The sequence below is a fragment of the Corynebacterium imitans genome, from assembly GCF_000739455.1.
Classification (GTDB): Bacteria; Actinomycetota; Actinomycetes; order Mycobacteriales; family Mycobacteriaceae; genus Corynebacterium; species Corynebacterium imitans.
The window spans coordinates 343,104-369,352 of record NZ_CP009211.1 but is presented as its reverse complement, the minus strand read 5'-3'; the positions used below and the strand labels follow the sequence as shown (position 1 = coordinate 369,352).

The 26,249-nt window shown below is 64.5% G+C and carries 21 protein-coding genes and 4 tRNA genes; 5 read left to right on the top strand and 20 right to left on the bottom strand.

The genetic code is table 11. The features are described from left to right. Positions 1–153 precede the first annotated feature (153 nt). Complete coding sequence (locus tag CIMIT_RS01660) at positions 154–1,080, bottom strand: PorA family protein (RefSeq protein ID WP_038588197.1); 927 nt, start codon at positions 1,078–1,080, stop codon at positions 154–156. A gap of 501 nt (positions 1,081–1,581) precedes the next feature. Between CIMIT_RS01660 and CIMIT_RS01655 the strand changes: the two genes are divergently transcribed. Further along, on the top strand, positions 1,582–6,690 hold the full coding sequence (locus tag CIMIT_RS01655; protein WP_038588194.1) for a Rib/alpha-like domain-containing protein: 5,109 nt from the start codon (positions 1,582–1,584) through the stop codon (positions 6,688–6,690). A 162-nt stretch (positions 6,691–6,852) separates the two neighbouring features. On the opposite strand, the gene rplL is transcribed toward CIMIT_RS01655, so the two are convergent. From rplL to CIMIT_RS01570, 17 genes are all read right to left on the bottom strand, one after another. Next, positions 6,853–7,242 carry a 50S ribosomal protein L7/L12 gene (rplL, locus tag CIMIT_RS01650; RefSeq protein ID WP_038588191.1) on the bottom strand — a complete coding sequence of 130 codons (390 nt, stop codon included), beginning with the start codon at positions 7,240–7,242 and terminating at the stop codon, positions 6,853–6,855. 64 nt (positions 7,243–7,306) lie between these two features. After that, complete coding sequence (gene rplJ, locus CIMIT_RS01645; protein WP_038588188.1) at positions 7,307–7,828, bottom strand: 50S ribosomal protein L10; 522 nt, start codon at positions 7,826–7,828, stop codon at positions 7,307–7,309. A 220-nt stretch (positions 7,829–8,048) separates the two neighbouring features. Further along, the gene (locus CIMIT_RS01640; RefSeq protein WP_051904713.1) at positions 8,049–10,367 is read right to left on the bottom strand and encodes a choice-of-anchor M domain-containing protein; all 2,319 of its coding nucleotides are present in this window, start codon (positions 10,365–10,367) and stop codon (positions 8,049–8,051) included. Beyond that, positions 10,368–11,234, bottom strand: a complete 867-nt coding sequence (locus tag CIMIT_RS01635) for an anchored repeat-type ABC transporter permease subunit (RefSeq protein WP_038588185.1) — start codon at positions 11,232–11,234, stop codon at positions 10,368–10,370. Continuing rightward, positions 11,227–12,000, bottom strand: a complete 774-nt coding sequence (locus CIMIT_RS01630; protein WP_038588182.1) for an anchored repeat-type ABC transporter ATP-binding subunit — start codon at positions 11,998–12,000, stop codon at positions 11,227–11,229. Before CIMIT_RS01630 ends, CIMIT_RS01635 begins: the two co-directional genes overlap by 8 nt. Continuing rightward, the gene (locus CIMIT_RS01625) at positions 12,001–12,867 is read right to left on the bottom strand and encodes a choice-of-anchor M domain-containing protein (RefSeq protein WP_038588179.1); all 867 of its coding nucleotides are present in this window, start codon (positions 12,865–12,867) and stop codon (positions 12,001–12,003) included. After that, positions 12,868–14,400 (bottom strand): anchored repeat ABC transporter, substrate-binding protein, encoded by a 1,533-nt coding sequence (locus tag CIMIT_RS01620; RefSeq protein ID WP_038588175.1) that lies wholly within the window; start codon positions 14,398–14,400, stop codon positions 12,868–12,870. Next, positions 14,397–15,941, bottom strand: coding sequence for a TIGR03773 family transporter-associated surface protein (locus CIMIT_RS01615; protein WP_144311792.1), 1,545 nt, complete (start codon positions 15,939–15,941; stop codon positions 14,397–14,399). Before CIMIT_RS01615 ends, CIMIT_RS01620 begins: the two co-directional genes overlap by 4 nt. A 288-nt stretch (positions 15,942–16,229) precedes the next feature. Continuing rightward, entirely contained in the window at positions 16,230–16,940 is a 711-nt protein-coding gene (rplA, locus tag CIMIT_RS01610; RefSeq protein ID WP_038588172.1) for a 50S ribosomal protein L1, read from the bottom strand. Between the two features lie 86 nt (positions 16,941–17,026). Continuing rightward, a complete protein-coding gene (gene rplK, locus CIMIT_RS01605; RefSeq protein WP_038588169.1) occupies positions 17,027–17,455 on the bottom strand; it encodes a 50S ribosomal protein L11 in 429 nt (142 codons plus the stop codon). A 182-nt stretch (positions 17,456–17,637) separates the two neighbouring features. Further along, complete coding sequence (gene nusG, locus CIMIT_RS01600) at positions 17,638–18,582, bottom strand: transcription termination/antitermination protein NusG (protein WP_051904711.1); 945 nt, start codon at positions 18,580–18,582, stop codon at positions 17,638–17,640. A 138-nt stretch (positions 18,583–18,720) separates the two neighbouring features. Then, positions 18,721–19,041 carry a preprotein translocase subunit SecE gene (gene secE / locus CIMIT_RS01595; protein ID WP_038588163.1) on the bottom strand — a complete coding sequence of 107 codons (321 nt, stop codon included), beginning with the start codon at positions 19,039–19,041 and terminating at the stop codon, positions 18,721–18,723. A 24-nt stretch (positions 19,042–19,065) separates the two neighbouring features. Further along, positions 19,066–19,141, bottom strand: a tRNA-Trp gene (locus CIMIT_RS01590). A gap of 76 nt (positions 19,142–19,217) precedes the next feature. Continuing rightward, positions 19,218–19,289, bottom strand: a tRNA-Met gene (locus tag CIMIT_RS01585). Positions 19,290–19,323: 34 nt separating this feature from the next. Continuing rightward, positions 19,324–19,396: transfer RNA gene (locus CIMIT_RS01580), tRNA-Thr, on the bottom strand. A gap of 308 nt (positions 19,397–19,704) precedes the next feature. Further along, positions 19,705–19,787 (bottom strand) — tRNA-Tyr (locus CIMIT_RS01575). 83 nt (positions 19,788–19,870) lie between these two features. Further along, entirely contained in the window at positions 19,871–20,887 is a 1,017-nt protein-coding gene (locus tag CIMIT_RS01570; RefSeq protein WP_051904710.1) for a polyprenyl synthetase family protein, read from the bottom strand. A gap of 167 nt (positions 20,888–21,054) precedes the next feature. Between CIMIT_RS01570 and CIMIT_RS01565 the strand changes: the two genes are divergently transcribed. After that, the gene (locus CIMIT_RS01565) at positions 21,055–22,275 is read left to right on the top strand and encodes a geranylgeranyl reductase family protein (RefSeq protein ID WP_038588157.1); all 1,221 of its coding nucleotides are present in this window, start codon (positions 21,055–21,057) and stop codon (positions 22,273–22,275) included. A 7-nt stretch (positions 22,276–22,282) separates the two neighbouring features. Here CIMIT_RS01565 and CIMIT_RS01560 read toward each other — a convergent pair whose 3' ends face one another. Then, a complete protein-coding gene (locus CIMIT_RS01560) occupies positions 22,283–22,972 on the bottom strand; it encodes a demethylmenaquinone methyltransferase (protein ID WP_038588154.1) in 690 nt (229 codons plus the stop codon). 123 nt (positions 22,973–23,095) lie between these two features. On the opposite strand from CIMIT_RS01560, the gene CIMIT_RS01555 reads away from it, so the two are divergent. Genes CIMIT_RS01555 through CIMIT_RS01545 form a run of 3 tightly spaced genes read left to right on the top strand, consistent with a single transcriptional unit; the run spans position 23,096 to position 25,607 of the window. Further along, positions 23,096–24,004: a metal ABC transporter substrate-binding protein gene (locus CIMIT_RS01555; protein WP_038588150.1), complete on the top strand. Its 909-nt coding sequence runs from the start codon at positions 23,096–23,098 to the stop codon at positions 24,002–24,004. Further along, positions 24,001–24,741: a metal ABC transporter ATP-binding protein gene (locus tag CIMIT_RS01550; protein ID WP_038588147.1), complete on the top strand. Its 741-nt coding sequence runs from the start codon at positions 24,001–24,003 to the stop codon at positions 24,739–24,741. The genes CIMIT_RS01555 and CIMIT_RS01550 overlap by 4 nt, the downstream gene beginning before the upstream one ends. Next, the gene (locus tag CIMIT_RS01545; protein ID WP_038588144.1) at positions 24,738–25,607 is read left to right on the top strand and encodes a metal ABC transporter permease; all 870 of its coding nucleotides are present in this window, start codon (positions 24,738–24,740) and stop codon (positions 25,605–25,607) included. Before CIMIT_RS01550 ends, CIMIT_RS01545 begins: the two co-directional genes overlap by 4 nt. On the opposite strand, the gene CIMIT_RS01540 is transcribed toward CIMIT_RS01545, so the two are convergent. Then, on the bottom strand, positions 25,513–26,229 hold the full coding sequence (locus tag CIMIT_RS01540) for a metal-dependent transcriptional regulator (RefSeq protein WP_038588141.1): 717 nt from the start codon (positions 26,227–26,229) through the stop codon (positions 25,513–25,515). The genes CIMIT_RS01545 and CIMIT_RS01540 overlap by 95 nt on opposite strands. Between the last annotated feature and the right edge of the window lie 20 nt (positions 26,230–26,249).

Here is a 26,249-nt window from a genome sequence, read left to right as displayed (position 1 = left end):
AAGAGACGACACACCCCCGTGCCATCTTTGCGGTAAAGGAGCGAAGCCGTGCCGTCGAAAAGCTTGCTCTCGCTGCCAGAACCCCTCTGGCGACGCCGCTGCGGGGAAGCCTACCACTACAGGTGGCGGAGAAAACAAACTCGCCGGGCGCGCTTAGTGCTCACGAGCCGGGCGGAACGCCCCGACCAGGCCCAAAAGGGCGATGAGCACGCCCAGAGCAAGCACCGCCCACGTGGCCTTTTGCGAGACTGACTGCGAGTAGACGCGCGACAGCTGCTGCACCATAGCCTCGGTGTCCGCGGGGTCCATCTGCGCGTCGTAGGTAATCACGTTGGTGGGGTGCGCGCCCTCGTTGTCCGCGTAAAAGACGTCGACCTTTTCCTTGATACCCACGACTAGCCCGGAGATCTGGTCGACCTGGTACTCGCGATCTGCGGCGTAATAGCGGAAGGTCCGCACGGTCTCATCGTCAACCTCAGTGGAGCTGGTATTGAAGGCATCCGCGTAGCGCAGCGCGAGGTTCGTGGGCTCGATGTGTTGAGTAAAGGTATAGACGGTGCGGTCCGCGATCTCATCCTCGCCGGCGAACTGCGCGGGCGCGCCGCCGCGCAGCTGCGGATCAAAGATGGCGTAGTCCTGCTGTTGTACATCCGAGGGCAGCTTCAGCCACGGGGCATCTAACGGCACCTCCACCGGCGGCATGCCCATCACGAAGGCCACCTGGGCGGGCAGCGCGACCTCGCCGGTGAGCCGGTCGAGCACCATCGACCACGTCGAGGCAGTGACGAGGTTGTCAAAGTCCCTCTCGGCGGTTCCGGCGCGCAGGGTGTCACCGATGCGCACGCTGGCCACGTCATCATTGGCTGGGTCCTGGATCTCCATATGGAGCTGGCGCGTGACCGGGGCGCGCTCCCCCTCGCGGGTGCCGTCCTCGTCATGCAGCGTCCAAGTGGTGCGCTCCAGGTCAAGCGGCAAACGCCCATCCCCGAGCAGGAAGCGCGGCGCGAGCAGACTGCCGACCACGAGCGCAAGGCCGAGGCCGACAAGGAGCGCGGAAAGGATCCGGGATTTAGGCAGCATGGCCAAAAGTGTAATGGACGCCGGCGCGCACGCCCGAGGGTACGTCGCAAGAACAAGGAAGACAGGTGTAGACAATAAGGTAGCGCTGAGACCGCGTTACAGAAGACCTGAAAATATCGAAGCCAAGGCTACGTTAAGGATTTTCCCATATATCGAGGTGGAAAACATTCGCTACGTATTTTTTACAGGAAATGTATTTTTTACATGACCCTAGATCGTGGGAATTTTCGTACCTCTCATACAACTTACCGGCCACTACCTGGGGTTTACTCACTACCATTTCATACTCCTAATATTATTGCACACGCAATTACCCCCGCCATTCCGGCGCGCTGCAGGCGACACACTGCACAAAATCCGTGATGAGCGCCACTTTTCAGCAGCCCCTACCCATACACGCGTCCACAAATTACCCCCGCAACACCGCTCCACCATTCACACCTGTCTAAGAAATGCTTAATGTGAAATGGCACCCCGCCAGAAAACCTTAAGGAGTATGTGATGACATCCACATCACCGCATTACAGCAAGGGCCGCCGCCGCGGCCTCACCATGCTCGCCGCGTCGATGGCTCTCGCGGTCGGCTCACAAGCTCTTCCCGCCGTTGCCGCACCGACTGCTGGCTTCTCCCCCGCCGCGCACGCCGCCGAGGCGCCGGGCGCAGGCGAGTGGGATCCGGCCAACATCGTTGCCGCCGACGCCATCGCTCCCGGCGAGCGAGTGACGAAAGGCAAGCTGGATGGCAAGCGCAACGTGGTCTGGGGTTATCTCTCCTTCGCAGACCGCGGCACGATGGAGGCCGATGACATGCGCAGCACTTGGCGCGACACCCCCGTGCCCGCAGGCATCGACGTCTACATGCGCTACGACACCGGCGGTGGCAAGATGTCCCGCATTCACAAGGCAACCACCCACGAAGACGACAAAGGCAACACCGTCTACGCTTTCACCTTCAAAGACGGCAAGCCCACGCTTGCCAAAGGCACCTGGAAGGACGGCTCCGCAGACGTCCAGCTGCTCATTGGCCAGGACAATGTGGCGGACAACCCCGCGATCGGCGAACCGATGGCCGCGGTGCGCGTCACCCCGGGTGGCGCGTGGTACAGCGGCAGCGTCGCCGACTCACGCAACATGAACTGGTCCATCCACCCGGTGGCCGTCAACGATGCCCGCGGGCCGCTGTGGGGCGAAACGCTGGTCAAGGTCTACCAGGTCTCGCCCGCCGCCACGCTGCTCAAGGGTCAACTCACCGCCACCGCGGACAAGGCGATCCCTCGCACCTATTCCGGGCGCGTGTGGAACGACTCGATGAAGGGCAACAACACCGAGAACGTCTGGAAGCGCGATGCGTACAACATCAACGTGGACAATGGCGTGCTTTTCGACGGCACCGACACCCCAGCGAAGGGCCACACCGTCTACCAGGCAGTGCCGAACGACGCTGCGTACCAGGCCCTCGACGCCATCCGTCGCGAGACGAACCCGAAGAACAACCGCCGGCACGCCAACATCCAGTCGCGCATGCAACGCATGGCAGACTACGTGCGCGCAAATCCGGAGAACTTCACCGTCTACTCCGCCAAGGTCAGCGACGACGGTACCTACACCCTGCACTCCTCCTTCGACCAGGCGCGTCACGCCGACTACGTCTACATGTGGGTCGAGGACGGCGAAGGCAACATCAAGACCAACCTGTCCGCCTGGAACACACCTGAGTTCCGGGCACCGGTGGGCAATGATGTCTACACCGAGGCGGGGCACGCGCAGGCGTCGCTAAGCGATCAGAAGTCCTACCCCAACGGGCACGTGCCAGGCCAGGCACACCGGCCGAATACTCCCACGCCGAATTCCCCGCGCCGCGACGGCGGCGGCAACTGGTCAAACGTGCACTTCGCGCTGGCGACCAACCAGGACGGCACCGGCCACACGGTCAAGCCGGGCGAAGACGACCGCACCCCGGACAACGACGCGAACGACCCCACCTACGGCGACCGCGTGGAGACCCCGCGCGGTACAGACACCGTCATCGGCCCACCAAAGAACACCGACGGCACCCCGCTGCCGGACGGCACCTCATACGAGCAGCACCCATCGGTGCCCGTCACCGGACCGGACGGCACCACACTGCCGGAGTTCCCCGGCACCGTCACCGTTGACCCGGACACCGGCAAGGTCACTGTGCACCCGGATGACGGCGCGCGTGAGGGCGACTACGACATCCCGGTGCTGATCACCTACCCGGACGGCACCACTGACACGGTGAACGTCGAGGTCACCGTCCCGGCGCGCCCCGACACCCCGGGTGGCCCTGACGACCCTGACAAGTCGGATGCAGACAGCTACGACCCCTACTACCAGCCGGCCCAGGGCAAGCCTGGCGTGGGCACGAAGGTCGACCAGACCGTCGACGTGCCGAAGGGCACGAAGTTCGAGCCGACGTTACCGGAGGGATGGACCGCCACCGAGGCGGACGAGGGCGGCGACTTCACAGTCACCCCGGCGAAGAACGCACGCCCGGGCAAGGTAAACATCCCGGTCCTGGTTACCTATCCGGATGGCTCCCAGGAGCCGGTCACCGCGCCGTTTACCGTGCTGCCGCTGGATAAGGACGAGAATGATCCGCGCTACGAGGATGCGGTGACCCCGCCCGGCGAGTCGACCGAGATCGCTCCGCCGAAGAACCCGGACGGCTCTGACCTTCCGGATGACACGACCTTCGCGCCCGGCGAGCACGATGTGCCGGGCAAGGTCGAAGTCGATCCGAACACCGGCGAGATCATCGTCACGCCGGACGAGGACGCCACCCCGGGTGACTACGAGATCCCGGTCGAGGTGACCTACCCGGACGGCTCCACCGACACCCCGACCGTCACCGTCACTGTTCCGGAGGACACCGGCGGCGGCGATGACGATTCCTCCGACCAAGCCGCCGACAACGATCCGAGCTACGGCACGACCGAGGGCACGGCTGGCAAGGAAACCAAGGTGACCCAGGATGGTGACCGCGAGCTGCCGGAGGGCACAAAGATCACCGTCGCTGATGCGCCTGAAGGCTGGATCTTTGGGAAGCCGAACGAGGTCGGTGACTTCACCGTCACCCCGGACGCCGACGCGCTCGACGGCACCCGCGTGACCATCCCGGTCCTCTTCACCTACCCGGACGGCACGAGCGACAAGACAGAAGCCATCTTCATCGTCTCCAACGACGCCGGCGCGAACGACCCCTCCTACAAGGAGACCGAGGCACCGCGCGGCAAGGAAACGCTTGTCGACGCCCCCACCAACCCGGACGGCTCCCCACTTCCCAAGGACACCACCTTCGCTCCTGGCGACAGCGATGCCCCCGACTTCCCGGGCAAGGTTGAGATCGACCCGGACACCGGCGAGGTCACGCTGACCCCCGATGAGGACGCCACCCCGGGCGACTACCGCATCCCGGTCGAGGTGACCTACCCGGACGGCACGCAAGAGACTATCGACGTGCCGGTCCGCGTCCCGGACGACGCCACCATCACCCCGCCTGGGGACGGCGGCTCCGATGATGGTGATGGTGACGGTGGCTCCGATGACGGCGGCGATGGTTCTGACGGCGACGGCGATGACGGCGACGGCGGCGACGGTTCCGACGACGGCTCCACGGACGCTGCCGACAACGACCCGGCCTACACCCCGGCGAGCGGGCCGGCAGGCAGCGAGACCGAGCTGAAGCAAGATGGCGACCGCGAACTGCCGGAAGGCACCAAGTTCGTCCTGCCGAAGGCACCGGCCGGCTGGAGCTTCGGCGAGCCGAACGAGCACGGAGACTTCACCGTCACTCCGCCGGAGTCTGCACTGCCTGGCACTGCCATGACCATCCCCGTGACCGTGGTGTACCCGGATGGTTCCCGCGAGGTCGTGGACGCGAAGTTCGAGGTCGTTGGCTCGAGCGATGATGCGAAGGACAACGATCCCATCTACCCGGACGACACCAAGGTGAAGCCGGGCGAGACGGAGCAGATCGACCCGCCGCGCAACCCGGACGGCTCTGGCCTGCCGGACGACACCAAGTTTGAGAAGGACGACTCGGACCTCCCTGGCACTGTGGAGGTCAACCCGGATACCGGCGAGATCACGGTCACTCCGGACGAGGACGCCAAGCCTGGCGATTACAAAGTGATCGTCGAGATCACCTACCCGGACGGCTCCACCGACACCGTTGAAGTGCCCGTCAAGGTGATTCCTGACGACAAGGGCGATAAGGGCACGGATACCACCTCGGATGCGGATAACAACACGCCGGGCTACGAGAACCGTGAAGGCCCGGCGGGCACACCGGTGAAGTTCACGCAGTCCGGCGACCGCGAGCTGCCGGAGGGCACGAAGTTCATCTTCCCGCGCTTCCCCTCCGGCTGGAGCATCGAGGGCGATGCAGCAACTGGTGACTTCACCATCACTAGCCCGAAGGACACGCCGAACGGCACCGAGGTGAAGATCCCGATCATCGTGTCCTACCCAGACGGCTCCAACGCCTCGCTCACCCCGGTACTCAAGGTCACCAGCACCTCGCCTGGCTCCGACGAGAACCCGGGCACGCCTGGCGACGGTGGCAACGGTAACGACGACGGTAACGATGGTGGCGACTCCACCGACCGCGAGAAGAACGACCCCACCTACGGTGATGATCGCACGGAAACCCCGCGCGAGAAGGACACCGTGATCAAGGGGCCGAAGAACAAGGACGGCACGGACCTGCCGGACGACACCACCTTCAAGCCGGGCGAGCACAACTTCCCGGGCAAGGTCGAGGTCGATCCCAACACCGGCGAGGTCACGGTCACCCCGGATAAGGACGCTAAGGGCGGCAACTACGATATCCCGGTCGTGGTGACCTACCCGGATGGCTCCAGCGTGACCATCACCGTCCCGGTCCGGGTGCCGAAGAAGGCAGGCAATGGCACGGAGGTCGAGGTCTCGCCGGGCGACACCGTCATCATCGGCGGCGACGTCGATCCGAAGGATCTGCAGATCCGCTTCCCCGACGGTTCGGTCAAGGACATCTCCGAGCTGAACCCAACGAAGGATAAGAACGGCGACATCATCATCACCATCCCGAAGGATTGGGCCGACGGCACCTACATCGTCGAGACCAAGGATGGCACCCGAGTGGTTGTCCTGAAGGTCCGCAGCCCCCAAACCGGTGGTGAGACCAAGACTGGCTCATCCGAGCTGAGCGAGCGCTGCGTCGCTGGTCTCGCAGGTGTTGGTATCCCGCTGCTCCTGCTGATCCCGCTGGGCGTGGCCACCCAGGTTGCAATCCCGGGCCTGGAGGACTTCCGCGCCCAAGCTGGTAAGGCAATCGAGCAGGTTAACACCCAGATCCAGCAGCAGATGGGTATCTTCAACGAGCAGCTCGCTCAAGCGCTGGGTAAGAACTTCCCGGCCCGCGAGCTCGGTACGGCCGCAGCTGGCCTGGCGATCACGTTGCTCGGTCTGCTCATCGCCGACCAGATCGCCCAGGCGTGTGCCCCGGGCTACGACGGGCTGAGCTCCAAGATCGGCGGCGAAGGTGACAAGTCGCAAGGGTCCTCTGCAAAGGAGGACGCGAAGAAGAACGAGGAGGATGAAAGCTAGTCCCCACCGGTGGGCCTAGGCAGCCCACCGCAATCCCCTGCGCGATCGTTGAGATGATCGTGCAGGGGATTTGACGTGCGCGCGTAAGCCCCCAGACACGCGAAACCCCCGCCAGCCGGTGTGGATACCGGTGCGGGGGTGACGTCGAGAAGCGAAAGGCTCTTACTTGAGGGAGACCTTTGCGCCAGCCTCCTCGAGCTTAGCCTTAGCAGCCTCAGCGTCGTCCTTGGAAGCGCCCTCGAGGATGGCCTTCGGTGCACCCTCGACCATTTCCTTAGCGTCCTTCAGGCCCAGGCCGGAGACGATCTCGCGGACAGCCTTAATGACACCGATCTTCTTGGCGCCAGCGTCCTCGAGAACGACGTCGAACTCGTCCTTCTCTTCCTCAGCGGCAGCGTCGCCAGCAGCGCCCGGAGCAGCAGCAACAGCAGCAACCGGTGCAGCAGCGGTGACGTCGAAGACCTCCTCGAATTCCTTCAGGAACTCGGAAAGCTCGATGAGGGTCATTTCCTTGAACTGCTCAATGAGCTCGTCCTTAGACAGCTTAGCCATGGTGGCATCCTTTCTGTTGGTGGGCGATTTAGCCCGAATGTTTGGTGTGTGTAGTTAGTTCGCGTTATGCGGCGTCGTCCTGCTTGTCCTGCAGCGCAGCAACAAGGCGGGCCGTCTTGGACGCCGGAGCCTGGAACAGGCCGGCGGCCTTTGCCAAGGAGCCCTCGAAGGCACCAGCGAGCTTTGCAAGAGTGGTCTCGCGGTTGTCCATCTCGGCGATGGCGTCAACCTGAGCGGCGTCGATGGCCTTGCCATCCATGTAGCCGCCCTTGATCACGAATGCGTCGTGATCCTTGTTGAACTTCTTCATGACCTTCGCAGCGTCGACTGCCTCGCCCTTAATGAAGGCGACAGCGGTCGGGCCGACAAGAAGATCGTCGAGACCCTCGATGCCCTGCTCGTTAGCAGCGATCTTGATGAGGGTGTTCTTGGCGACGTGGTATTCGACGTCGAAGCCGAGCTCACCGCGCAGTTCCTGCAGCTGACCAACGGTCAGGCCACGGTACTCAGTCAGCACGATCGAGCTAGCAGCCTCGAACTTTTCCTTCAGAGCTGCAAGTTCCGCAGTGTTCTTCGGATTAGCCATGTACACACGCCTCCTTCCAATTCTTCATGTCCTTCAATCCGCCCGGGACACAAAAGTGCCCCGTGCAGAAGCACGAGGCACCTGAAAGGCAAGCCACGTTCCTCCTGCGTGGGTCGATCCCTGGAGTGGGATACCTTCGACTCTGCGTGCGCAGAGTGACCGACGGTCTTCGGTGAAACTTGAGCGCGGGTTTGCACCCGTTCAAACTTCGTGCCGTAGCTTAGCTGGTTGTGGGCGCGTATTCCAAATCGCGTCTAGGCGACTTACCCGATGCGTGCCGGAGCATCTTCGCCGCCGCGGCAAACAGGACAATGCCACCAAGCAGCGCCATCAGCCCCACGCCCAGGATCAGTCCGCCCCAGAACCCGCCAGCGGTGATCCCCTGCGCGGCGACAATCTGCTGCTCGTCCGCGTCGTCCTCGGCCGCGTTCAGGCTGTTGGGGTCAGTCCCGTCAAAGGAGGACACAATCCCACCACCAGCAGTGGCAGTGCTTGTCGACGCCGCAGACGTCGCCGCCTTCGCAGCTTGCTTCGCGCTCGCGGTCACACTCGGTTTGGCCTGCGCAGTCTTCTTCGCCTGGCCAGATGGTTTCTTCTGCGCCGTTGGTTTCGCGTGCTCCGCTGGTTTTTCCTGCGCCAGCGCCCGGCGCGCAGTCTGCGTCGCAGACTTTTGCTCTGCAGGGCGCTGTGCAGCAGCGGTCTTCCGCGCAGCAGCAGTCGTGCTCCGCGGTGTAGCAGTCTGCGTCGCAGACTCCGCCTTTCCGCTGCGGCCCAGCAGGTGTGCGAAGAAAGGCCCAGCCTTCTCGCCAAACGAGGCGAATTCCTTATCTATATCGCGGATGCCCTTCGCCAGGGCACCCATCCAAGAATCAGGCTCACCAGTCTGCTCCGTTGCGGTTGTGCCGCAGGCATCCAAGTCGACTCCGTCCAGCGCGGCGTACCCGTTTGCTGCGTACTCCCTAGCCTGTTGCACTGCACCATCACCAACCGCGAACGTGGCGGTGAGGTCTTTGGAAAACGGTACGCCCGCGGCGTCCGTCCCGGCAAACCTAAAGGTCGCGCTGTAGAACCCTGCCTTGGTGAAGCCGAAGGCCTGGTGGTCGTGGTCGTTGAGCCCGTACTCCAGAGTGCGCGAACTGTCGCCGGAGTCGAGCTCTAACTTCGCCCCGCCAACGCCTTCGTGCCAGGTGAAGATCCGCCCCGGACCGCGCACATCTCGCATGGTCACGGTGATTTTGCTGCCCTGTTGCAGGCTGTCCCCCGACAGGCGCGTGGTGGAAAAGCCGAGCCACGGCAGTCCTTTCACCTGTGCTTGCGGCAAGACCCACATGGATTCCGGCTCGCCTGGAAAAGTGCTGCGGAAGTTTGCGGGAATCTCTGTTTTCGCAGGATCGGGAACCTCGAAGAGGAAGGTTCCGGAATCGCGCGGGGTAGGTGCGCGGGGGTCGCTGTCGTCGATGAGTTTGGCGGCGAGCCCGCCCTCATCCACGAGGCCCATATCCATATGCCCCGAACTAATCAGCGCCGAGGGTTTGGTGCGCAGCGCGCTCGCGGCTTCGCAGCGGGCGTCGGGGGCCGGTTTCGCAGAAGCGGACGGCGTGGGCTCAGCTGGAGCAGGCGGCACCGACGGCTCAGTAGGCGCAGGTTCGACAGACGTCGAAGGCTCAGCCGGCTTCCCCTTGTCCCCGCCGACATAGTGCTTCACCTCGCGCAGCTCCGTGGTGGTGCCATCGGCTAAGCCGACGTCGCTATCGTCGCCGACGAGCCAGTATTGGGTGATGGGGTCGGTGAGCTGGCTCGTGCCGTCGTCAAGCACTGCCCTGCCTTGCCACGTCATGGCGTAGATGCCGGGCTTGCTGAATGTCCAGTTGAAGTGGCCGTGCCCGCCGACTTCGTACTCGACGCTTCGGGCGGCAAGGTCGGCACTGTTGAATAGGATTTCCGCAGGCGAGATCGCGTTTTTGAAGAAGATCTGTACGTCGCCTGGCCCCTCCATCTCGGTCAGGTCGAAGTACATCAGGTCGTCCTTATAGTTGGACGGGATGGCCTCCGGGTCGCCTTCGTGGGCGGGGTCGAATGCGCCGATGCCGGACCAGATGGGCCGCCAGTTGTCGCTCCATTCCACGGACTGCGGGGCGATCCAGACGCTCCCACCCGGGGTACCCAGGAAGTCGAGGGAGCCATCGTCGGGGATCTGGATGCGGGAGACCTCGTTGCCCTCTGCGTCGGCGTCGCGCGGCAGGCGGAAGCAGATGGCATCCTGGTCCACGACCTGCTGTCCGTCCACGGCCATGACTTTGAGTTCGCCCTCGACGCTGGTGCCGTAAAGGGCGTCGTTGTGCGAGTGGTAGAGCAGCTTTCGACCCGCGCACGGGTGGGTCTTCCCCGCCTCGCCTTCCCATTCCGTGTCGGCAGGCAGGTCGACGCCGAAGCCGACGTCGCCGGGGACGTGACCGGTGTCGGTGAGCTCTGCGGCAAGCGCTGCCGGGGCGCTAGCCACGATGAGCGCCACCGCGGCGACGAGTCTTACAAATCGCATCTAGACGGTCTCCTTCCGGATCGTGCGCAGCACGCCGCGCTTTGGCGCGAACAACCAGCTCAGGCCGAAGATGGCGGTCACGCACAAGACGATCGTGGCGCCGGTGGGTGAGTCGAAGGACCAGGCGAGCCACACGCCGAGCACGCTGCCCGCGATCCCGATGAGCGCGGCGAGCACCATCATGGTTTCCAGGTTGTCGGTAAACAGTCGGGCGGCAGAAGCCGGCGTGACGAGTAGCGCGATGACCAGAATGTTGCCGATGGTCTGCACGGAAACCACCACCGCGGCCGTCACGCACAAGTACAGCGCCAGGTCCAGCGCGGCGACCGGCAGGTGCATCGCGCGGGCGGTCTCGCGGTCGAGCGCCACCGCGGTCAGCCAGGGCCGCAACGCCACCATCACCGCGATGATGAGCACCCCGGTGATCCCGCTGACCCAGAGGTCGCGCGGGCTTACGCCAGTCAGGGAGCCAAAAAGAAAGGCGCTTAACGACGCCGTGTAGCCCTCCACCCGCGAAATAATGACCAAGCCCAGCGCGAAGGCGGCCGCGAACACAATGCCGATGATCGCGTCCTCTTTAATCGTCCTGCGCTGTGACAACACCGCGATCAGGATCGCCACTAACGCCCCGGCCACTGCCCCGCCGAGCAGGACTGAGGCGTGCAGCGCGAAGGCCACGGCCACGCCCGGGAAGACGGCGTGTGCAACCGCGTCGCCGATAAACGCCATGCCGCGCAGCACCACGAAGCAACCGACGACGGCGCACAGCACCGAGGCGCACACCGCCGCGGCGAGTGCTCGCGGCAGAAACGCCAGTTGGGGGTTAGCTACATCGGCCAGGAATTGCAGAAAACCGATCTCAAGCACTGGCGGCCTCCCGTACGTGCGTCTGTAGTCCGGCGAGCCATGGGGAATCCGGCCCCACACCAAAAGTGTCCATCCACGCCTCTCGTTCGGTGAGCGCGTGCGGGGCGGCGTCGGCGACGATGCCTCGGTTGAACAGCACGAGCCGGTCGCAGGCGTCGACCGCCTCGACAATGTTGTGGGTAGACATCACAATCGCGATACCCTGGTCGGCGAGCTCGCGGAACAGCCCCAGGAGTTGCTCTGTGGACGGGATGTCGAGGCCGGTAAACGGCTCGTCGAGAAGCAGTGCCTTCGGCTTGCGCACCAGGGCGCGGGCGACGAGCACGCGCTGACGCTGGCCGCCGGAGAGATCCGCGATGGGGCGGCGGGCCAGATCGGCGAGGTTCACGTACTCGAGCGCCTCGGCGACCGCCGCCCGCGTATCCGCGCCCGCGCGCTTGTACCAGGGCCGCAGGTCCAGGGTGGCGTTTTCCACGGCAGCAGCGACGTCGATGGGAAAATCCCAGGCCACGTCGTGGCGCTGCGGGACGTAACCGACACGCTTGCGCACCTGCCGACCTTGCGCGCCAGCGACACTGACGGTACCCCGCGCGCCCGGGATGAGCCCGAGGATGGCGCGCAAAAGCGTCGTCTTGCCCGCGCCGTTCGGGCCGATCAGTCCGACGAACTGGCCGCGCTCGATAGACAGATCAACCCCACGCATCACGCTGCGCCCCGGGTAGCCGGCGTCGAGCCCGGTGACCTGGATCAACGCTTCTTCGCTCACTTACGCCCTCCCCTTCCGGGCGCGCACGAGCAGCAGCGCGATAAGCGCGATGACCAGCGCACCGATGCCGAGCGCAACGAGCAGACCGGTGTACTGTCCGCCACCCTGTGTCTCTTCCTCCGCTGCGGCCTCCCCTCCGCGGAAGGGGCCTGCAAACGTGGCGGTGCGCGCCTGCGCCGGATCGGTGCCGTCGCCTACCGCCACGCGCACGATCTGCTCATCGGTATGTGTCACGCCGTCGTTGTCTTTCACCACCGCGCGCACGCCTACAAGGTGCACGCCGGGCTCAGTGAAGACCCAGTTGGCGTGGGTGTGTGTGTTCGGCTCCACCCACATCGGCTGGGTGCCGTCGACCTGTGAGGTCCACAGCAGTTGCGGCTCGTGGAACCCGCCGGGTTGCAGGAACAGGGAAAACTCGCCTTCGCCCTCGTGTCCGCCGAACTCCAGGCTCACCCCGTTGGAGGAGCGCTCCAGCAACGACGGCGCCTGCGTGTTCCAGCCCAGCCAGGGCACGCCCTGCACCTCGGTCTGCGGGATCACCCACACGTCCTCGCCCGCGCCCGCGCCGGTGAAGTCGAAATCCCCGGTATCGGGCAGGGTTTGCTTCGCGGCGTCGGAGACCTGAAACACCACGTCGTTAAGCTCGCGCCACACGGGCGGGTCCTGCGAATCATCGCGCGCGAGCATCGTGAGATCACCGTCGACGAACATCGTGCCAAGATCGACGTGACCTGCGGCGATCACCGCATCACCGTGGGCGATCTGCTCGTCGCCGCTGACGGTTTGCTGCAGCGCCGGATCAGTCTGCGCGCCAGCCGCGGGCGCAAGCGCAATCGCCGCCGCCAGGAGCATCGTTTGCATTTTCATTTATGGTTTCCTTTCACTCAAGCATCTGCTTATCGACGCCGCGTTTTCCTCCACAAGGCGCACATACGTCCCCGCCGGCCCCGCCCCCGGCGGGTCAAGCGTGTCCCCGCGGATCGGGCACACCTCGATGCCAAGCTGCGCTGCGGTCTCGGTGAGCACGCTGCTCGCGCCCGCCACCTGCGGTTCCAAAAAGACCGCGGGTACGTGCAGGTTCTCCAGCGTGCGGGTAAAGGCGATGACGTCGCGCGGACTCGGCTCCACACTCGGGTTCGGGGTGACAAAGCCGGCGATGCGCAGCCCGTAGGCCTCGCCCAGGTAGGAGTAGCCGTGGTGGGTAGTCACCAGGTTGCGGTTGGACTCCGGGATCTGCGCCACGGCCTCACGCATCACCTCGTCCACGCGGTCCAGCTCTTCTAGGTACTCGTCGGTGTTGCGCGCGTAGTCTTCGGCGTGCGCCGGATCAGCGCTGCTCAGCGTGTCGCGGACGATCTTGACCACCGCCTGCATGGCCCGCACGTCGTGCCAGAAGTGCGGGTCCAGCTCGCCGTGGACGTGGTTGCCCAACACCGCCTGTGGAAGCAGGTAGGTCTCGTCGCCCGGGTCACCGAGGAAGCGAAAGGTCCGTTCCGGCGGGACCGGCTGCAACGTGGTCGTGGGCACCGCAATGACCGCGTCGGCCGGGTCCACGTCGCCCAGGTCGTCGTGGCGCAGGGTGAGGCGGGTTGCGCCTTCGCGGAACACGGTGGTGATGTCCACGTGCCCCTGGTCCAGGACCTTCTTGCCCGGTGTCACCTGGGCGGGGTCTTGGCCCACCACCACGGTGAAGGTTTGCTCCGCGCTGCCGCGCACTTCCTCGTCGGCGACCGCGTTGCGTACCTGGCCGCGCAGCGTGATCTCGTACACGCCGGGCTCGGAGAAGGCCCAGCTGACGTGGGTGTGGGCGTCGACAGGCAGCGTGGTGGCGTCGCGTGCATCGATGCCGTCATGCGAATCGAAAACCACCTCTGGGGTGCCAAAGGTGCCGAGGATGAAGGCGAAGATATCGCCGGGGCCGCGGGCGCTCACAAGCGAAAGTTCAGTGATGCCGGTGGCGGGCAATGCCTTGCCCGTATCCACGCGCAGACCCAGCCACACGGTGTCCAGACTGGCGTCCTCCACCAGGCGGATCGGCGTAAACCCGTAGCGCTGCGCCTGCTCGGCGACCTCCACCACCGGGGTGTCCTCGCCTGCTGTGGAATCGATCGTGTGGACGAGCGACTGTGGTTCCAAAAGCAGACCGTTGGTAAACACGGCGTCGGCGTACGCGATGTCGCGGGTGGCATGCAGGCTCGGCTCGTAGGTGTGCGGGTCCACGCCCGCGCCGATGAGCGGCGTGACCTCGGCGTGCTCCCCGCCGACGTTTGCCACCACATCCGCGAGGATGGAGGTGGACGCCACCACGCGGAGCTGCGTTGTGTCAACGGAGTGGGCCGTGCCGCACGCACTGAGCGCGAGGGCAACGGCAGCGATTGTGGCTACGTGTATCGACCTCACTGCTCGACCCCGAATGCCGCGAGCAGCCGACGACGCAGCGCCGTATCCAGGCACAGCATCCCGCCGCCGAAAACCAGGATGCCCAGGCCCAACACCGCGATCGGCAGCGTCATCACCGTCGTGCCGGTCTCGGCGAGCGCGCCGGTGCGCGTGGCGGTGGTGCTGGCAGTTTCAGCAGTGCCCTCGCCGCTCGCGCTGCCTGCGCCACCCGTGCTGCCAGCCTTGTGCGTTTCACCGCAATCGCCCTCCGCATCGTAAACAGAACCGAAGTCGAAGTGTCCGTCGTCGGCGTTGCCGACGCCTCCCACCTCGAAGGTGAGCGTCGCGACGCCGCTCAGCTCGCCGCCGTCCTTAGCGGTAGCGGTGTGGCGAATACCCACGTGGTAGGTGCCCGGGGCGCTGAAGACCCAGTTGGGGTGGACGTGCGAGTTCGCGGGGATGGTGTGGCTACCTTGCGCGCTGCCGTTTTCAGCACGGAACCACTCCTCGCCCACGATCGCGCCCAGCCCGCCCTGGGTGAAGACAAACATGCTGCCGGGCCCGTCGAAGCTGGTGACCTCCCAGGTCACGTCACCTGTGGTGTGCTCGAGAAGCGATTCGTGCTGCGTGTTCGCACCCAACCAGGGAACCCCCGCTTGCTGGGTTGCGCCGATCATCCAGGCTTTGCCTGCCGGGATCGGGCCGACCGCCTCGGGCAAATCAGTCTGTGCCGCCTCCCCGAGTCCGAAGATCATGTCAGCCGGGTCATTCCAGGTAGCTGGTACCTGGCGGTCATCTTTGACCTGCGGGCGCAGACCTGGCTTGCACGCTGCAGTCTCCGTCTTCTGCATCGTTTCCGGCGCTACCTCGTTCGCGTGCTCTTCGACCTGGAGTTCAGGTGCGTCGGTTTCCGCCAGTGTCGCGACTTCTGCCGCCTCAGCCTGCTCGCCTACACGCCAGGTGTACGTCGCTTCGTTCGACGTCGCGCCGTCCGCGTGCGCCACCACACGCATGGTGTAGGTGCCGGGCTCGGTAAAGAGCCAGTTCGCATGCGCGTGCGCGGGGGCATCCTGGTGGATCTTCTCGCCCGCAGCAACCTCTAGTGCACCGCTTGCCAGCACCGGTCCGACACCCCCGAGACCCTGTGCCTGGAAGAGGTAGATCTCGCCCGGGCCGTCCACCTCGAGGAACTCGATGTCAATCTCGCTCGCCCCCGCGAGTGCCTGAGTGTCCCAGCCCGGCCAGAGCAGGTCCGTCTGCTGAGTCTGCGGCAAAAGATAGCCGGAGGCTCCGACACCCTCGACGCCCGCAGTCTCTTCCGTGTAGGCATGATCCCCCACCACGAGCTCCACATCTTCCGGCGCATGACGCACGTGCGTGCCGGTGACGTCCTCTTGCAGGCTCAGCGCAATCGTGTCGCCATCTGGATGCACCGCGAACGCGTCAACGTGGCCCGTCTCCAAGGTCAATTCGGCCGCGGCGGCGCGCGGCAGGGTAAGCACCAGGACAAGGATCGCCATTATCGACGCCACAACGCGCCGAACACTTTCAGAGTTTCGCACTTAATGAACATTATTTTCATTAACGGCCTGTGGCAAATCCTGAACCGCACAGCCTGTCCACAGGCCTATTCCTCACCGCGGGTGGCTCCCCCAAGAAACGATCCCCAAACGGAGCTAGCTCCATCTAGACCAACCCCGCCTGCAAAACCCCAGGTCGCCGCTCAACCGCAACCCCAAATGGAGCTAGCTCCATTTAGAACAACCCAGCCACCAAAAACCTCAAAACCAAAAGCGCCCCGACACCAGACACACAGAGTCTGGCACCGGGGCGCTTTACGTGCGTGGGACTTATGCCTTCTTGGCGTAGTCCTTCTCCACGGACGGGTCAACCGGGACGCCCGGGCCCTGGGTCGCGGAAACCACGATCTTCTTCAGGTAGATGCCCTTGGCGGATGCCGGCTTCAGACGCAGCACCTCATCAAGCAGGGCACCGTAGTTCTCGGCGAGCTGCTCAGCGGTGAAGGAAGCCTTGCCGATCAGCGCGTGCAGGTTCGCAGCCTTGTCGACGCGGAAGGCGATCTTGCCGCCCTTGGACTCGGAGACAGCCTTCGCCACGTCCGGGGTGACGGTGCCGGTCTTCGGGTTCGGCATCAGGCCACGCGGGCCGAGCACGCGAGCGACGCGGCCGACCTTGGCCATCTGGTCCGGCGTTGCGATCGCAACGTCGAAGTCGAGCTGACCAGCGTTGATCTGCTCGATGAGCTCGTCGGTGCCAACGATGTCGGCACCAGCTTCCTTTGCCTTGGTGGCGTTCTCGCCCTCGGCAAAGACGGCGACGCGGACGGTCTTACCGGTGCCGTGCGGCAGGTTGACGGTGCCACGAACCAGCTGGTCTGCCTTGCGCGGGTCGACGGACAGGCGCATGGCGACGTCGATGGTGGCGTCGTAGTTCTTGGAGGAGGTCTCCTGCGCCAGCTTGACGGCGTCGAGCGGGTGGTACAGGGCGTTGCGGTCGACCTGTGCGAGAGTCTCGTTGTAACGCTTGGACTTCTTAGCCATGTTGCGTTCCTTTCTTCGAATGTGATTTCAAGGAGTGGTGGTCCGGGCCTGGCCGGCCCTCCCACCGGGGAAACGTCGAGTAGGTTTTACTTCTCGACGGTGATGCCCATGGAACGGGCGGTACCAGCGATAATCGCAGCGCCAGCCTCGATGTCGCGGGCGTTGAGGTCCTTCTTCTTGGTCTCAGCGATCTCCTTGCACTGATCCCAGGTGACGGAGCCGACCTTCTGGGTGTGCGGGACGCCGGAGCCCTTCTGAATACCCGCAGCCTTGAGCAGCAGGGAAGCTGCCGGCGGGGACTTCAGGATGAAGTCGAAGGAGCGGTCCTCGTAGACGGTGATTTCCACCGGGATGATGTTGCCGCGCATCGATTCGGTAGCGGCGTTGTAGGCCTTGGTGAACTCGACGATGTTCACGCCGTGCGCACCGAGAGCCGGACCAACCGGCGGAGCCGGGTTCGCCATGCCTGCTTCGATCTGCAGCTTGATCAGGCCAGTGACCTTCTTCTTTGCCATCGTTAAACCTCAATTCCTTGGTACGACGCTCCACCCACGATGCTTGGTGGCGCGCCTCCGGATGCCCTATTTCGTTCAGAGCCACCGGGGAGACGAACAAAAACGTCGCGCCTTACCCACGTGTGGGCACGCGCGACGTATCAGCTTACGGCAGGTAGAGCCTCAGAAGCAAAACGCTTCTGTTACATGATCCGCTCGATCTGGTCTGCGGTCAGCTCCACCGGGGTCTCGCGGCCGAAGATGGACACGAGCGCCTGGATCTTGCCGGTCTCGTCGTCGATCTCTGAAATGGTCGCGGAGACAGAAGCGAAGGCGCCGGACAGGATGGTGACGGCCTCGCCGACCTTGTAGTCGTGCGAGATCTTCGGTGTGCTCTCCTCCTGCGGCAGATCCACGACGGTCTCGCCCTCGGCGTTGGTCTTCGCCGACTGGCCCTCGACCGGGGCGGCCTTGGGCATCAGGAACTTAGCGACGTCACGGTGCTTGACGGGCGTCGCATTCCCCTCATTGCCCACGAAGCTGGTCACACCCGGAGTCTCGCGAACCACGGACCACGCCGCGTCGTTCATCTCCATGCGCACGAGCACGTAGCCCGGCAGCAGCTTGCGCTTAACCAGCTTGCGCTTGTCGTCCTTCTTTTCCATGACCTGCTCGATGGGCACGACCACGTCGTAGATGGAGTCCTCCACCTCGAGGGTCTGGATACGCATCTCCAGGTTGGTCTTCACCTTGTTCTCGTAGCCCGAGTAGGACTGGATGATGTACCAATCGCCCGGCAGCTTCTTCAGCTCGCGCACGTAGGCGCGCAGGCGGCGCTTGTACTCGGCGTCCGCCTCGGCCGCCTCGTCGTCGCCCAGCGCGGAAGCCGCAGCGTCGACGTCACCCTGCGCGATCTCGCCTTCTGCTGCAGTCTCAGCCGCTGGCTCGGTCTCGGGATCAGTCTCCGGCGCAACCGGGGCACCCTCCTCGACCATGTCGAGCTCTGCCTCGCGCTCGGCCTCTGCTGCCTCTGCGTCAGGCTCCTGCGTGGCGTCGTCCGCGTTGGTTTCCGGGTTGGTTTCCGGATCGGTCTGCGCCTCCACGGGCGCGCCCTCCCCGATCATCTCCAGCTCGTTGTCCTCTGCCATGGTCAGTCTCCTTCGATCCTTTACACGTCCCACCCAAGCGTACCCACCTTGGCGGGTACGAGTGCGGGCCAAAAACTTATCCCGCCCCTCGAGTCTTTCCGAGGCGGCGGGATATTAATTAACCTTCAAGCATTATAGCTAACGGATGAAGATCCATTCAACCAGCATTGCGGCCAGGCGATCAGTGCCCCACACCATGATGGTCAGCACGATGAGGAAGGCGAACACGATCAGCGTGTAGTTCAGCATTTCCTTGCCGGTCGGCCAGATGACCTTGCGCATCTCCTCGACGACTTCGCCGGGGAACGCGGCGACGCTGCCCTTCTTCGAATCCTCGTCGGTGTCGGGCTGCGCGGGCGTGCGCTTCTGCTCGTAAGCGTCCGTGGAAACAGGAGAAACCCCGCGCAGCTGACGCTTGCCGGTCGGCTGTGCTGGGTTCTGACCGTTGGGGTTAGTCAAGAAAACTCCTCCACGTTGATGTTTTGGCAGGGGCGACAGGACTCGAACCTGCAACCTACGGTTTTGGAGACCGTTGCGCTACCAATTGCGCCACGCCCCTAGGTCCCTGCATTGCTTTGCACGTACAGGAGCCTAACCCTACCACGGACACCGTCGCGCCCGCTTCAAAGGTTGAGTAGCGATGGAGAGAATTGAACTCTCGACACAGCGATTATGAGTCGCTTGCTCTACCACTGAGCTACACCGCCCTGCGCCTACCGGGAAGGCCCCGGCAAACAACAGAGCCCCCTGACAGAATCGAACTGTCGACCTTTTCCTTACCATGGAAACGCTCTGCCGACTGAGCTAAGGGGGCACAGCCTCGTTGTTGTGAGTCTTACCTTTCGGTGTGACCCGCTCCGTTGAAGCCTTGAAAAGATTAACCCGAACCACTTATAGAACACAAATCGCCTGTACAGCATACATTTTCACGCATGTTTATCTGCACTATAAACCGCCCCTCCCGGGCACCCCGCGAAGAACCGTGAAAGATTTTTTCACCCCGCCACATTCCCCCAGGAAACTTGTCTATACAACTGGAAAAGTGGTCGAATTTTTCACACACGCAAACCCACACACACGCAAAAACCCACTACCTCACATAGAGGCAGTGGGTAAACACTGTGCCAGGTAGAAGATTCGAACTTCTGAAGGCTAATGCCGGCGGATTTACAGTCCGCTCCCTTTGGCCGCTCGGGCAACCTGGCGTGCACCTTAAGTGCGTTGACTACCTTACAACACCCCTGCCAGTAAACAACAAATCAGCAGGTCAAATCGACAAATTCCAGAATCAACCAACCCGGTCGATGGTGTAGCGAGACAGCTGGCGCAGCGCCTCTGTGGCGGGCCCCTGGGGCAGGGTGTCGAGTTCGCGGTTGGCGGCGGCGAGGTAGGCGTTGACGTCGTCAAGCGCGCGTGCCCGCCCCTGCGTCTGGCCGATCAGGGAAAGGGCACGCTCGACCTCCGCATCGGTGTGCAGCGGCCCGGTGAGCATCTCGCGCAACTCGTGGCCGGCCTCGGAGTCCTCCGCCATGGCGTAGAGGACAGGCAGGGTGAACACGCCCTCGCGCAGGTCGGTGCCGGGGGTTTTTCCGGACTGCTCCGGGTCGGAGAAGATGTCGATGATGTCGTCGACGATCTGGAAGATCATGCCGACCGCGGCACCGAGGCGCTGGCAGCTTTGCACCACCTCGCGGCTCGCCCCGGCGTGCGTAGCACCCAAGTAGGCGGCGGAGGCGATCAGCACGCCCGTCTTGCCCTCAATCACCTTGAGGTAGTGCTCGATGGGGTCCCCGCCGCGCGCGCCGATGGACTCCAGCATCTGGCCGGTGACCAGGTCTTGGAAGGTATCGGCGAAGTGGGCGACGGTGGCGGTGTCGATCTCACTCATGATCCGGGAGGCGTGCGCGAACAGCACGTCGCCCGCAAGGATGGCTACGGTGTTGTCCCAGCGACTGTTGGCGGATTCCACGCCGCGCCGCCGGTCCGCCTCATCCATCACATCGTCGTGATACAGGGTGGCCAGGTGCACCATCTCGGTAATCGCGGCAGCCTTGACCACGTTCTCGGCCTCCGGGTGCGGCCCGAACTCACTGCACAAAAGCGCCATGAGCGGACGGAAGCGCTTGCCGCCGGCGACGGCGAGGTGGGTGACTTTGTCGGTGATGAAGTCTTCGCCTTGTGAGAGCCGCTCGAGCAGCACGCGTTCCACCTCGCCCATCCCGTGCGCGATGCGCTGGTTGAGGGCGTCGTCGCCAAGATCCATGGTGAACGCATGGCTTTGCGACGCGTGGTTGGCGTTGGTCATCGATACCATCCTTTAAGGTTGGGCGAGACGGCCGCCGCGCACCAGTTTTATGGCAGCACGCAGCGACCCACGAGTAGTGCCCTCAACCGTAGTGCAACACGCTCCCTGCGTGTATCAGCGGGGCCGGGGTAGTGCGGGCTGGCAAGCCTGGCACAATGTTGGCCGTGATGGATGTCTTTGATTGCGTTGTCGTCGGCGGGGGCCCTTCGGGTGCGGTCGCGGCGATTGCCGCCCAGCGTGCCGGCTTTTCCACCCTGCTTGTCGACGCCGCCGAGCACGGCCGCGACAAAACCTGCGGCGATGGACTCACCCCGCGCGCGGTGCACACGCTGCGCACGCTCGGCCTCGAAGAGGTACTGCCCGCCTACCGCAACCAGGGACTCAAGCTCCACGGCTACGGCGGCGATGTCACCGCGCCCTGGCCCGACAGCCACTACGGCACGTTGGGCTCGGCGAGCCCGCGGAAGCTTTTCGACGCCGCACTCATCGACCAAGCCACCGCCGCCGGCGCGACCGTCTGGACCGGGTGCGCGGCACGCGACGCCGACTTTGATGCCCACGGCACAATCACCGCAGTCCACACCGACCGCGGGCCGGTGCGCACGCGCTGGGTGATCGTCGCCGACGGGGTGCGCTCCCCCTTCGGCAAGCGCCTCGGCCGCACCTGGCACAAGGACCAGGTCTACGGCATCGCCGCCCGTTCCTACTGCACAAGCCCGCACAGCGAAGAGCCCTGGATGCACTCGCACGTGGAGCTGCGCGACCCGGCTGGTGAGATCCAGCCGGGTTACGGGTGGATCTTCCCGCTTGGCGACGGCACGGTCAACCTTGGCTGCGGCGCCCTGTCTACCGACGCGCGCCCAGCCAAGGTGAACACGAAGAAGCTGCTTGCCCACTACGCCCGCGAGCAGTCCCTCGACTGGGGCTTAGGCGAACCACAGGAGGTCACTTCGGCCCTGCTCCCCATGGGCGGTGCGGTTTCCAACGTGGCGGGGCCGAACTGGGCGCTGATCGGCGACACCGCAGCCTGCGTCAACCCGCTCAACGGCGAGGGCATCGATTACGGGATGGAAACGGCGGTCATGGCGGTCGAGCTACTCGCCGAGCGCGCCGACCTCACGCTCGCGTGGCCCTACGCGCTGCGCCGCGCCTACGGCGACGCCTTCGCGCTGGCCCGGACGGCGGCACGCCTTTTGACCTACCCGCAGTTCCTGCCTGCGGCGGGCCCGCTCGCGCTGCGCGGGCCTGGCGGGCGCTACCTCATGCCCGCTGCAGCACGGTTGATGGGCAACCTGATTACAGAAGAAGACACCGACCTCGTCGCCCGCGCCTGGCGCGCAGCCGGGCGAGTCGTGCCGCGCGGCAGCGCGCTGTGGGACGCTGCTTAACCAGCGCTTAGCCAGCCCGCGTCGCGCTGTGCAACGCCACAATGCCGGCGCTTAGGTCCTGCCAGCCCGCGTCCTGCCAGCCGTTGCGGTTGATCGCCGCGGCGAGCTCCTCCTGGTCCGGCCAGGCGCGGATGGACTCAGCGAGGTACTCGTAGGCCTCCGCGTTGGAGGAAAAGACCTTGGCTAAAAGCGGCAGTGCGACCGGTAGGTACTCCTTGTAGAAGGTGCGGAAGCCGGGCACGACAGGGGTGGAAAACTCGTTGACTACAAGGCGCCCGCCTGGCTTGGTCACGCGCGCCATCTCGCGCAGACCCGCTTCGAAGTCGTAGACGTTGCGCAGGCCGTAGGAGATGGTGACGGCGTCAAAGGTGGCGTCGGCAAAAGGCAGGTGCATCGCATCGCCCACCACCTTGGGCACGTCGCGGTCACGGCCGGCGGCAAGCATTCCCTGGGAGAAATCGCAGGCAACCACCCAGGCACCCGACTTGGCCAGCTCGACGGTAGAAACCGCGGTGCCCGCGGCCAGGTCAAGCACCTTCTCCCCCGGGGCGAGCCGGAGACGCCTGCGCGTACGACGCCGCCAGTACTTGTCCAGTCCAAAGGACAGGACGGTGTTGGTGAGGTCGTATTTTTCGCCCACGCCGTCAAACATGCCGGCGACGTCGAAGGGCTTTTTCTCCAGATCTGCCTTGGCCATAGGAATGCATTGTACGGCTCCACCCCACTTCCGTGGGTGTTCGCCGGAGCGCTTCTTGCAACTTCGTTGCACCGAAGTTTAAACTTCCCTCTACCAAGACACATCGAAAGAGAAAGACACACCATGATCCGACGGGCACTCGGCGTCTGCGCCGCCCTCCTCCTCGCATGCGGCACGACAAGCTGCGCAAACACCCCCTCCTCCGGCGATGAACCGGTCGTTTTGACCACTTTCACCGTCATCCAAGACATCGCCGCCAACGTCGCCGGCGAACACCTGCGGGTGGAGTCCATCACCAAACCTGGTGCCGAGATCCACGGGTACGAGCCCACCCCGGGTGACATCGCCAAGGCCTCCGAGGCGGATCTCATCCTGGACAACGGTCTCAACCTGGAGAACTGGTTCGCCCAGTTCGTGGCAGAGCTCGACGTCCCGCACACCGTGGTTTCCGAGGGCATCGAGCCGATCGACATCACCGAGGACGCCTACGCCGGCAAACCCAACCCGCACGCCTGGATGAGCCCGAAGAATGTGCAGACCTACGTGGACAACATCGTCGACGCCTTCAGCGAGCTCGACCCGGAGCACGCCGAGCAGTACGCGGAAAACGGGGCGAGCTACAAGGCGCAGCTGCAGGAAGTCCAGGACGAGATGACGCGCGAACTTTCGGCACTCCCCGAGCAGCAGCGCGCGCTGGTGACCTGCGAGGGCGCGTTTTCCTACCTCGCCCGCGACGCCGGGCTGCAGGAGCAGTACATCTGGCCGGTCAACGCAGAAAACGAGGCGACCCCGCAGCAGATCGCGCGCACCATCGAGTTTGTCAAGCACAACGAAGTGCCCACCGTCTTCTGCGAGTCGACCGTCTCCAACGCGGCCATGCAGCAGGTTGTCGACGCCACGGGTGCCCAACTCGGCGACACCCTCTACGTCGATTCCCTCTCTCTTGAGGACGGCCCCGTGCCCACCTACCTGGACCTGATCAAGCACGACTCTTCCGCCATCATCGAGGGCCTGACGGGGCAAGCATCATGACGCCCGCGATCAGCGTTGAGGGCGTGACCGTCCGCTACGGCGATGTGGAGGCCCTGCACTTAGCCAGCGTCGCCATTGCCCCGGGCCGCGCCTGCGGGCTCGTCGGCATGAATGGCTCTGGCAAATCCACCCTGTTCAAGGCGATCATGGGGCTGGTCAAACCCGATACGGGCACAGTGCAGATCAACGGCACGCACCCCGCCGCCGCACGCAAGGCCCAGGTAGTCGCTTACGTCCCGCAAAGCGAAGAGGTGGATTGGCAGTTCCCAATCACCGTGCGCGAAGTCGTCATGACCGGCCGCTACGGCCACATGGGCTTTACACGCCGCCCGCACCGTCGCGATGAGGACGCCGTCAATGAGGCCCTGGAGCGCACGCACCTGACCGACTTCGCCGATCGCCAGATCGGCCAGCTTTCGGGTGGGCAGAAGAAGCGCGCCTTCGTCGCCCGCGGCATTGCGCAGGGCGCGAGCATCATGCTTCTCGACGAGCCGTTCGCGGGCGTCGACAAGCAATCCGAAGCGACGATCACCGCACTGCTGCGCGAACTCGTCGACGAAGGCACCACGCTGTTTGTCTCCACGCACGACTTCGCTGCCCTGCCCGCGCTCGCCGAGGAATCCGTCCTGTTAAATAAGCGCGTGCTCATGCACGCCCCCACCGAGGACGTGCTGCGGCCGGAAAACCTCGCCCGCGGCTTCGGCATGACCCCAACGCACACGGAGGAACACGCATGATGTCACTCTTATTGGATCCGCTGAACTACAGCTTCATGGGCCGGGCGCTGGCCACCGCGCTGACTGCTTCCATCGTCTGCGCGATGCTGTCCTGCTGGCTCGTGCTGGTCGGCTGGTCGCTGATGGGCGACGCGGTCTCCCACGCGGTCCTGCCCGGCGTGGTGCTCTCCTACATCGTGGGCGCACCTTTCGCCGTCGGCGCCGTGCTCTTCGGCTTCCTCGCGGTCGCCCTGATCGGCCTGGTGCGCAACACCTCGCGGGTCAAGGAGGACGCCGCGATCGGCATCGTGTTTACCTCGCTCTTCTCCTTCGGGCTGGTGCTGATCTCGGTCACGCCCTCGCACACGGACCTAAACCACATCATCTTTGGCAACATTTTGGGCGTGTCCCGCGCGGAGATGCTGCAGGTAATCGGTCTTGCCGTGCTCGTGTTTGGCGCGCTGCTACTCAAGCGGCGGGATCTGACGCTCTACGCCTTTGATCCCATCCACGCGCACGCGATCGGGCTGAGCCCGCGCGCACTCGGTGCCGGGCTGCTCGCTCTGCTCGCGCTCACGACGGTGGTGGCGCTGCAGGTCGTGGGCGTGATCCTGGTTGTTGCCATGCTGATCATCCCCGGCGCGACGGCGTACCTGCTCACCGATTCCTTTGGGAAGATGCTGCTTATCGCCCCCGCCATGGCCGCCGGCTGCGCGGTGGTGGGCCTGTACTGCAGCTACTACCTGGACACCGCTACCGGGGCGATGATGGTGCTCGCGCAGGCTTGCGTGTTTACGCTCGTGTATCTTTTTGGGCCCCGGGGGCTGGTGCGTGCCCGGGCGCGCTCACGTACACCGCGTCAGTCGCAGCACGCCCCAGCGGAATAGTCACGCCGTCGGCCGCGTTTTGCACTTCCACTGCCCCGGAAAAGGGCGCGCCCTCGGCCACGTGGAGGTGCGAGCCGACGTTCAGGCCGTGGGCGTGCAGGAAGCGCAGCAGCTCCGGGTCTTCGTCGGAAATTCGCTCGATGACCACGTCGCTGCCCGGTTCCACCGTGCTCAGGGTGACCGCTTTGGGGGCGTTGATTGAGCCGTCGGCGGCGGGGATCGGATCGCCGTGGGGGTCGCGGGTCGGGTGGTGCAGCAGCGCCGACACCCGCTCCACTAAGAGGTCGGAGACGGCGTGCTCGAGCTGTTCGGCCTCGTCGTGGACTTCGTCCCAGGAATAGTCGAGTACTTGCACCAGAAAAGTCTCGATCAGGCGGTGACGGCGCACCATCTGCAGCGCGTGCGCCCTCCCCTGCTCCGTCAGCTGCACGGAGCCGTAACGCTTGTGCGAGACCAGCTCTTGGTCAGCCAGTTTGCGCACGGTGTCGGACACCGTCGACTGCTTCACGCCCAGCGCCTTCGCGATCATTGAGGTGGTAGCGGGCTGGTCCGACCACTCTTCAAGCTCCCAGATCGCCTTGAGGTAATCCTGGGTGCTTGCAGACAGGTCCGATACTGACATAGTCGGCCAGTCTACCCGGC

Excerpts from the sequence above, each read along its gene's own strand:
- CIMIT_RS01660 (WP_038588197.1), bottom strand. The coding sequence starts at position 1,080 with ATGCTGCCTAAATCCCGGATCCTTTCCGCGCTCCTTGTCGGCCTCGGC.
- CIMIT_RS01655 (WP_038588194.1), top strand. The coding sequence starts at position 1,582 with ATGACATCCACATCACCGCATTACAGCAAGGGCCGCCGCCGCGGCCTC.
- rplL (WP_038588191.1), bottom strand. The coding sequence starts at position 7,242 with ATGGCTAAGCTGTCTAAGGACGAGCTCATTGAGCAGTTCAAGGAAATG.
- rplJ (WP_038588188.1), bottom strand. The coding sequence starts at position 7,828 with ATGGCTAATCCGAAGAACACTGCGGAACTTGCAGCTCTGAAGGAAAAG.
- CIMIT_RS01640 (WP_051904713.1), bottom strand. The coding sequence starts at position 10,367 with ATGCGATTTGTAAGACTCGTCGCCGCGGTGGCGCTCATCGTGGCTAGC.
- CIMIT_RS01625 (WP_038588179.1), bottom strand. The coding sequence starts at position 12,867 with ATGAAAATGCAAACGATGCTCCTGGCGGCGGCGATTGCGCTTGCGCCC.
- rplA (WP_038588172.1), bottom strand. The coding sequence starts at position 16,940 with ATGGCTAAGAAGTCCAAGCGTTACAACGAGACTCTCGCACAGGTCGAC.
- rplK (WP_038588169.1), bottom strand. The coding sequence starts at position 17,455 with ATGGCAAAGAAGAAGGTCACTGGCCTGATCAAGCTGCAGATCGAAGCA.
- nusG (WP_051904711.1), bottom strand. The coding sequence starts at position 18,582 with ATGGCAGAGGACAACGAGCTGGAGATGATCGGGGAGGGCGCGCCCGTG.
- CIMIT_RS01570 (WP_051904710.1), bottom strand. The coding sequence starts at position 20,887 with ATGACCAACGCCAACCACGCGTCGCAAAGCCATGCGTTCACCATGGAT.
- CIMIT_RS01565 (WP_038588157.1), top strand. The coding sequence starts at position 21,055 with ATGGATGTCTTTGATTGCGTTGTCGTCGGCGGGGGCCCTTCGGGTGCG.
- CIMIT_RS01560 (WP_038588154.1), bottom strand. The coding sequence starts at position 22,972 with ATGGCCAAGGCAGATCTGGAGAAAAAGCCCTTCGACGTCGCCGGCATG.
- CIMIT_RS01555 (WP_038588150.1), top strand. The coding sequence starts at position 23,096 with ATGATCCGACGGGCACTCGGCGTCTGCGCCGCCCTCCTCCTCGCATGC.
- CIMIT_RS01550 (WP_038588147.1), top strand. The coding sequence starts at position 24,001 with ATGACGCCCGCGATCAGCGTTGAGGGCGTGACCGTCCGCTACGGCGAT.
- CIMIT_RS01545 (WP_038588144.1), top strand. The coding sequence starts at position 24,738 with ATGATGTCACTCTTATTGGATCCGCTGAACTACAGCTTCATGGGCCGG.
- CIMIT_RS01540 (WP_038588141.1), bottom strand. The coding sequence starts at position 26,229 with ATGTCAGTATCGGACCTGTCTGCAAGCACCCAGGATTACCTCAAGGCG.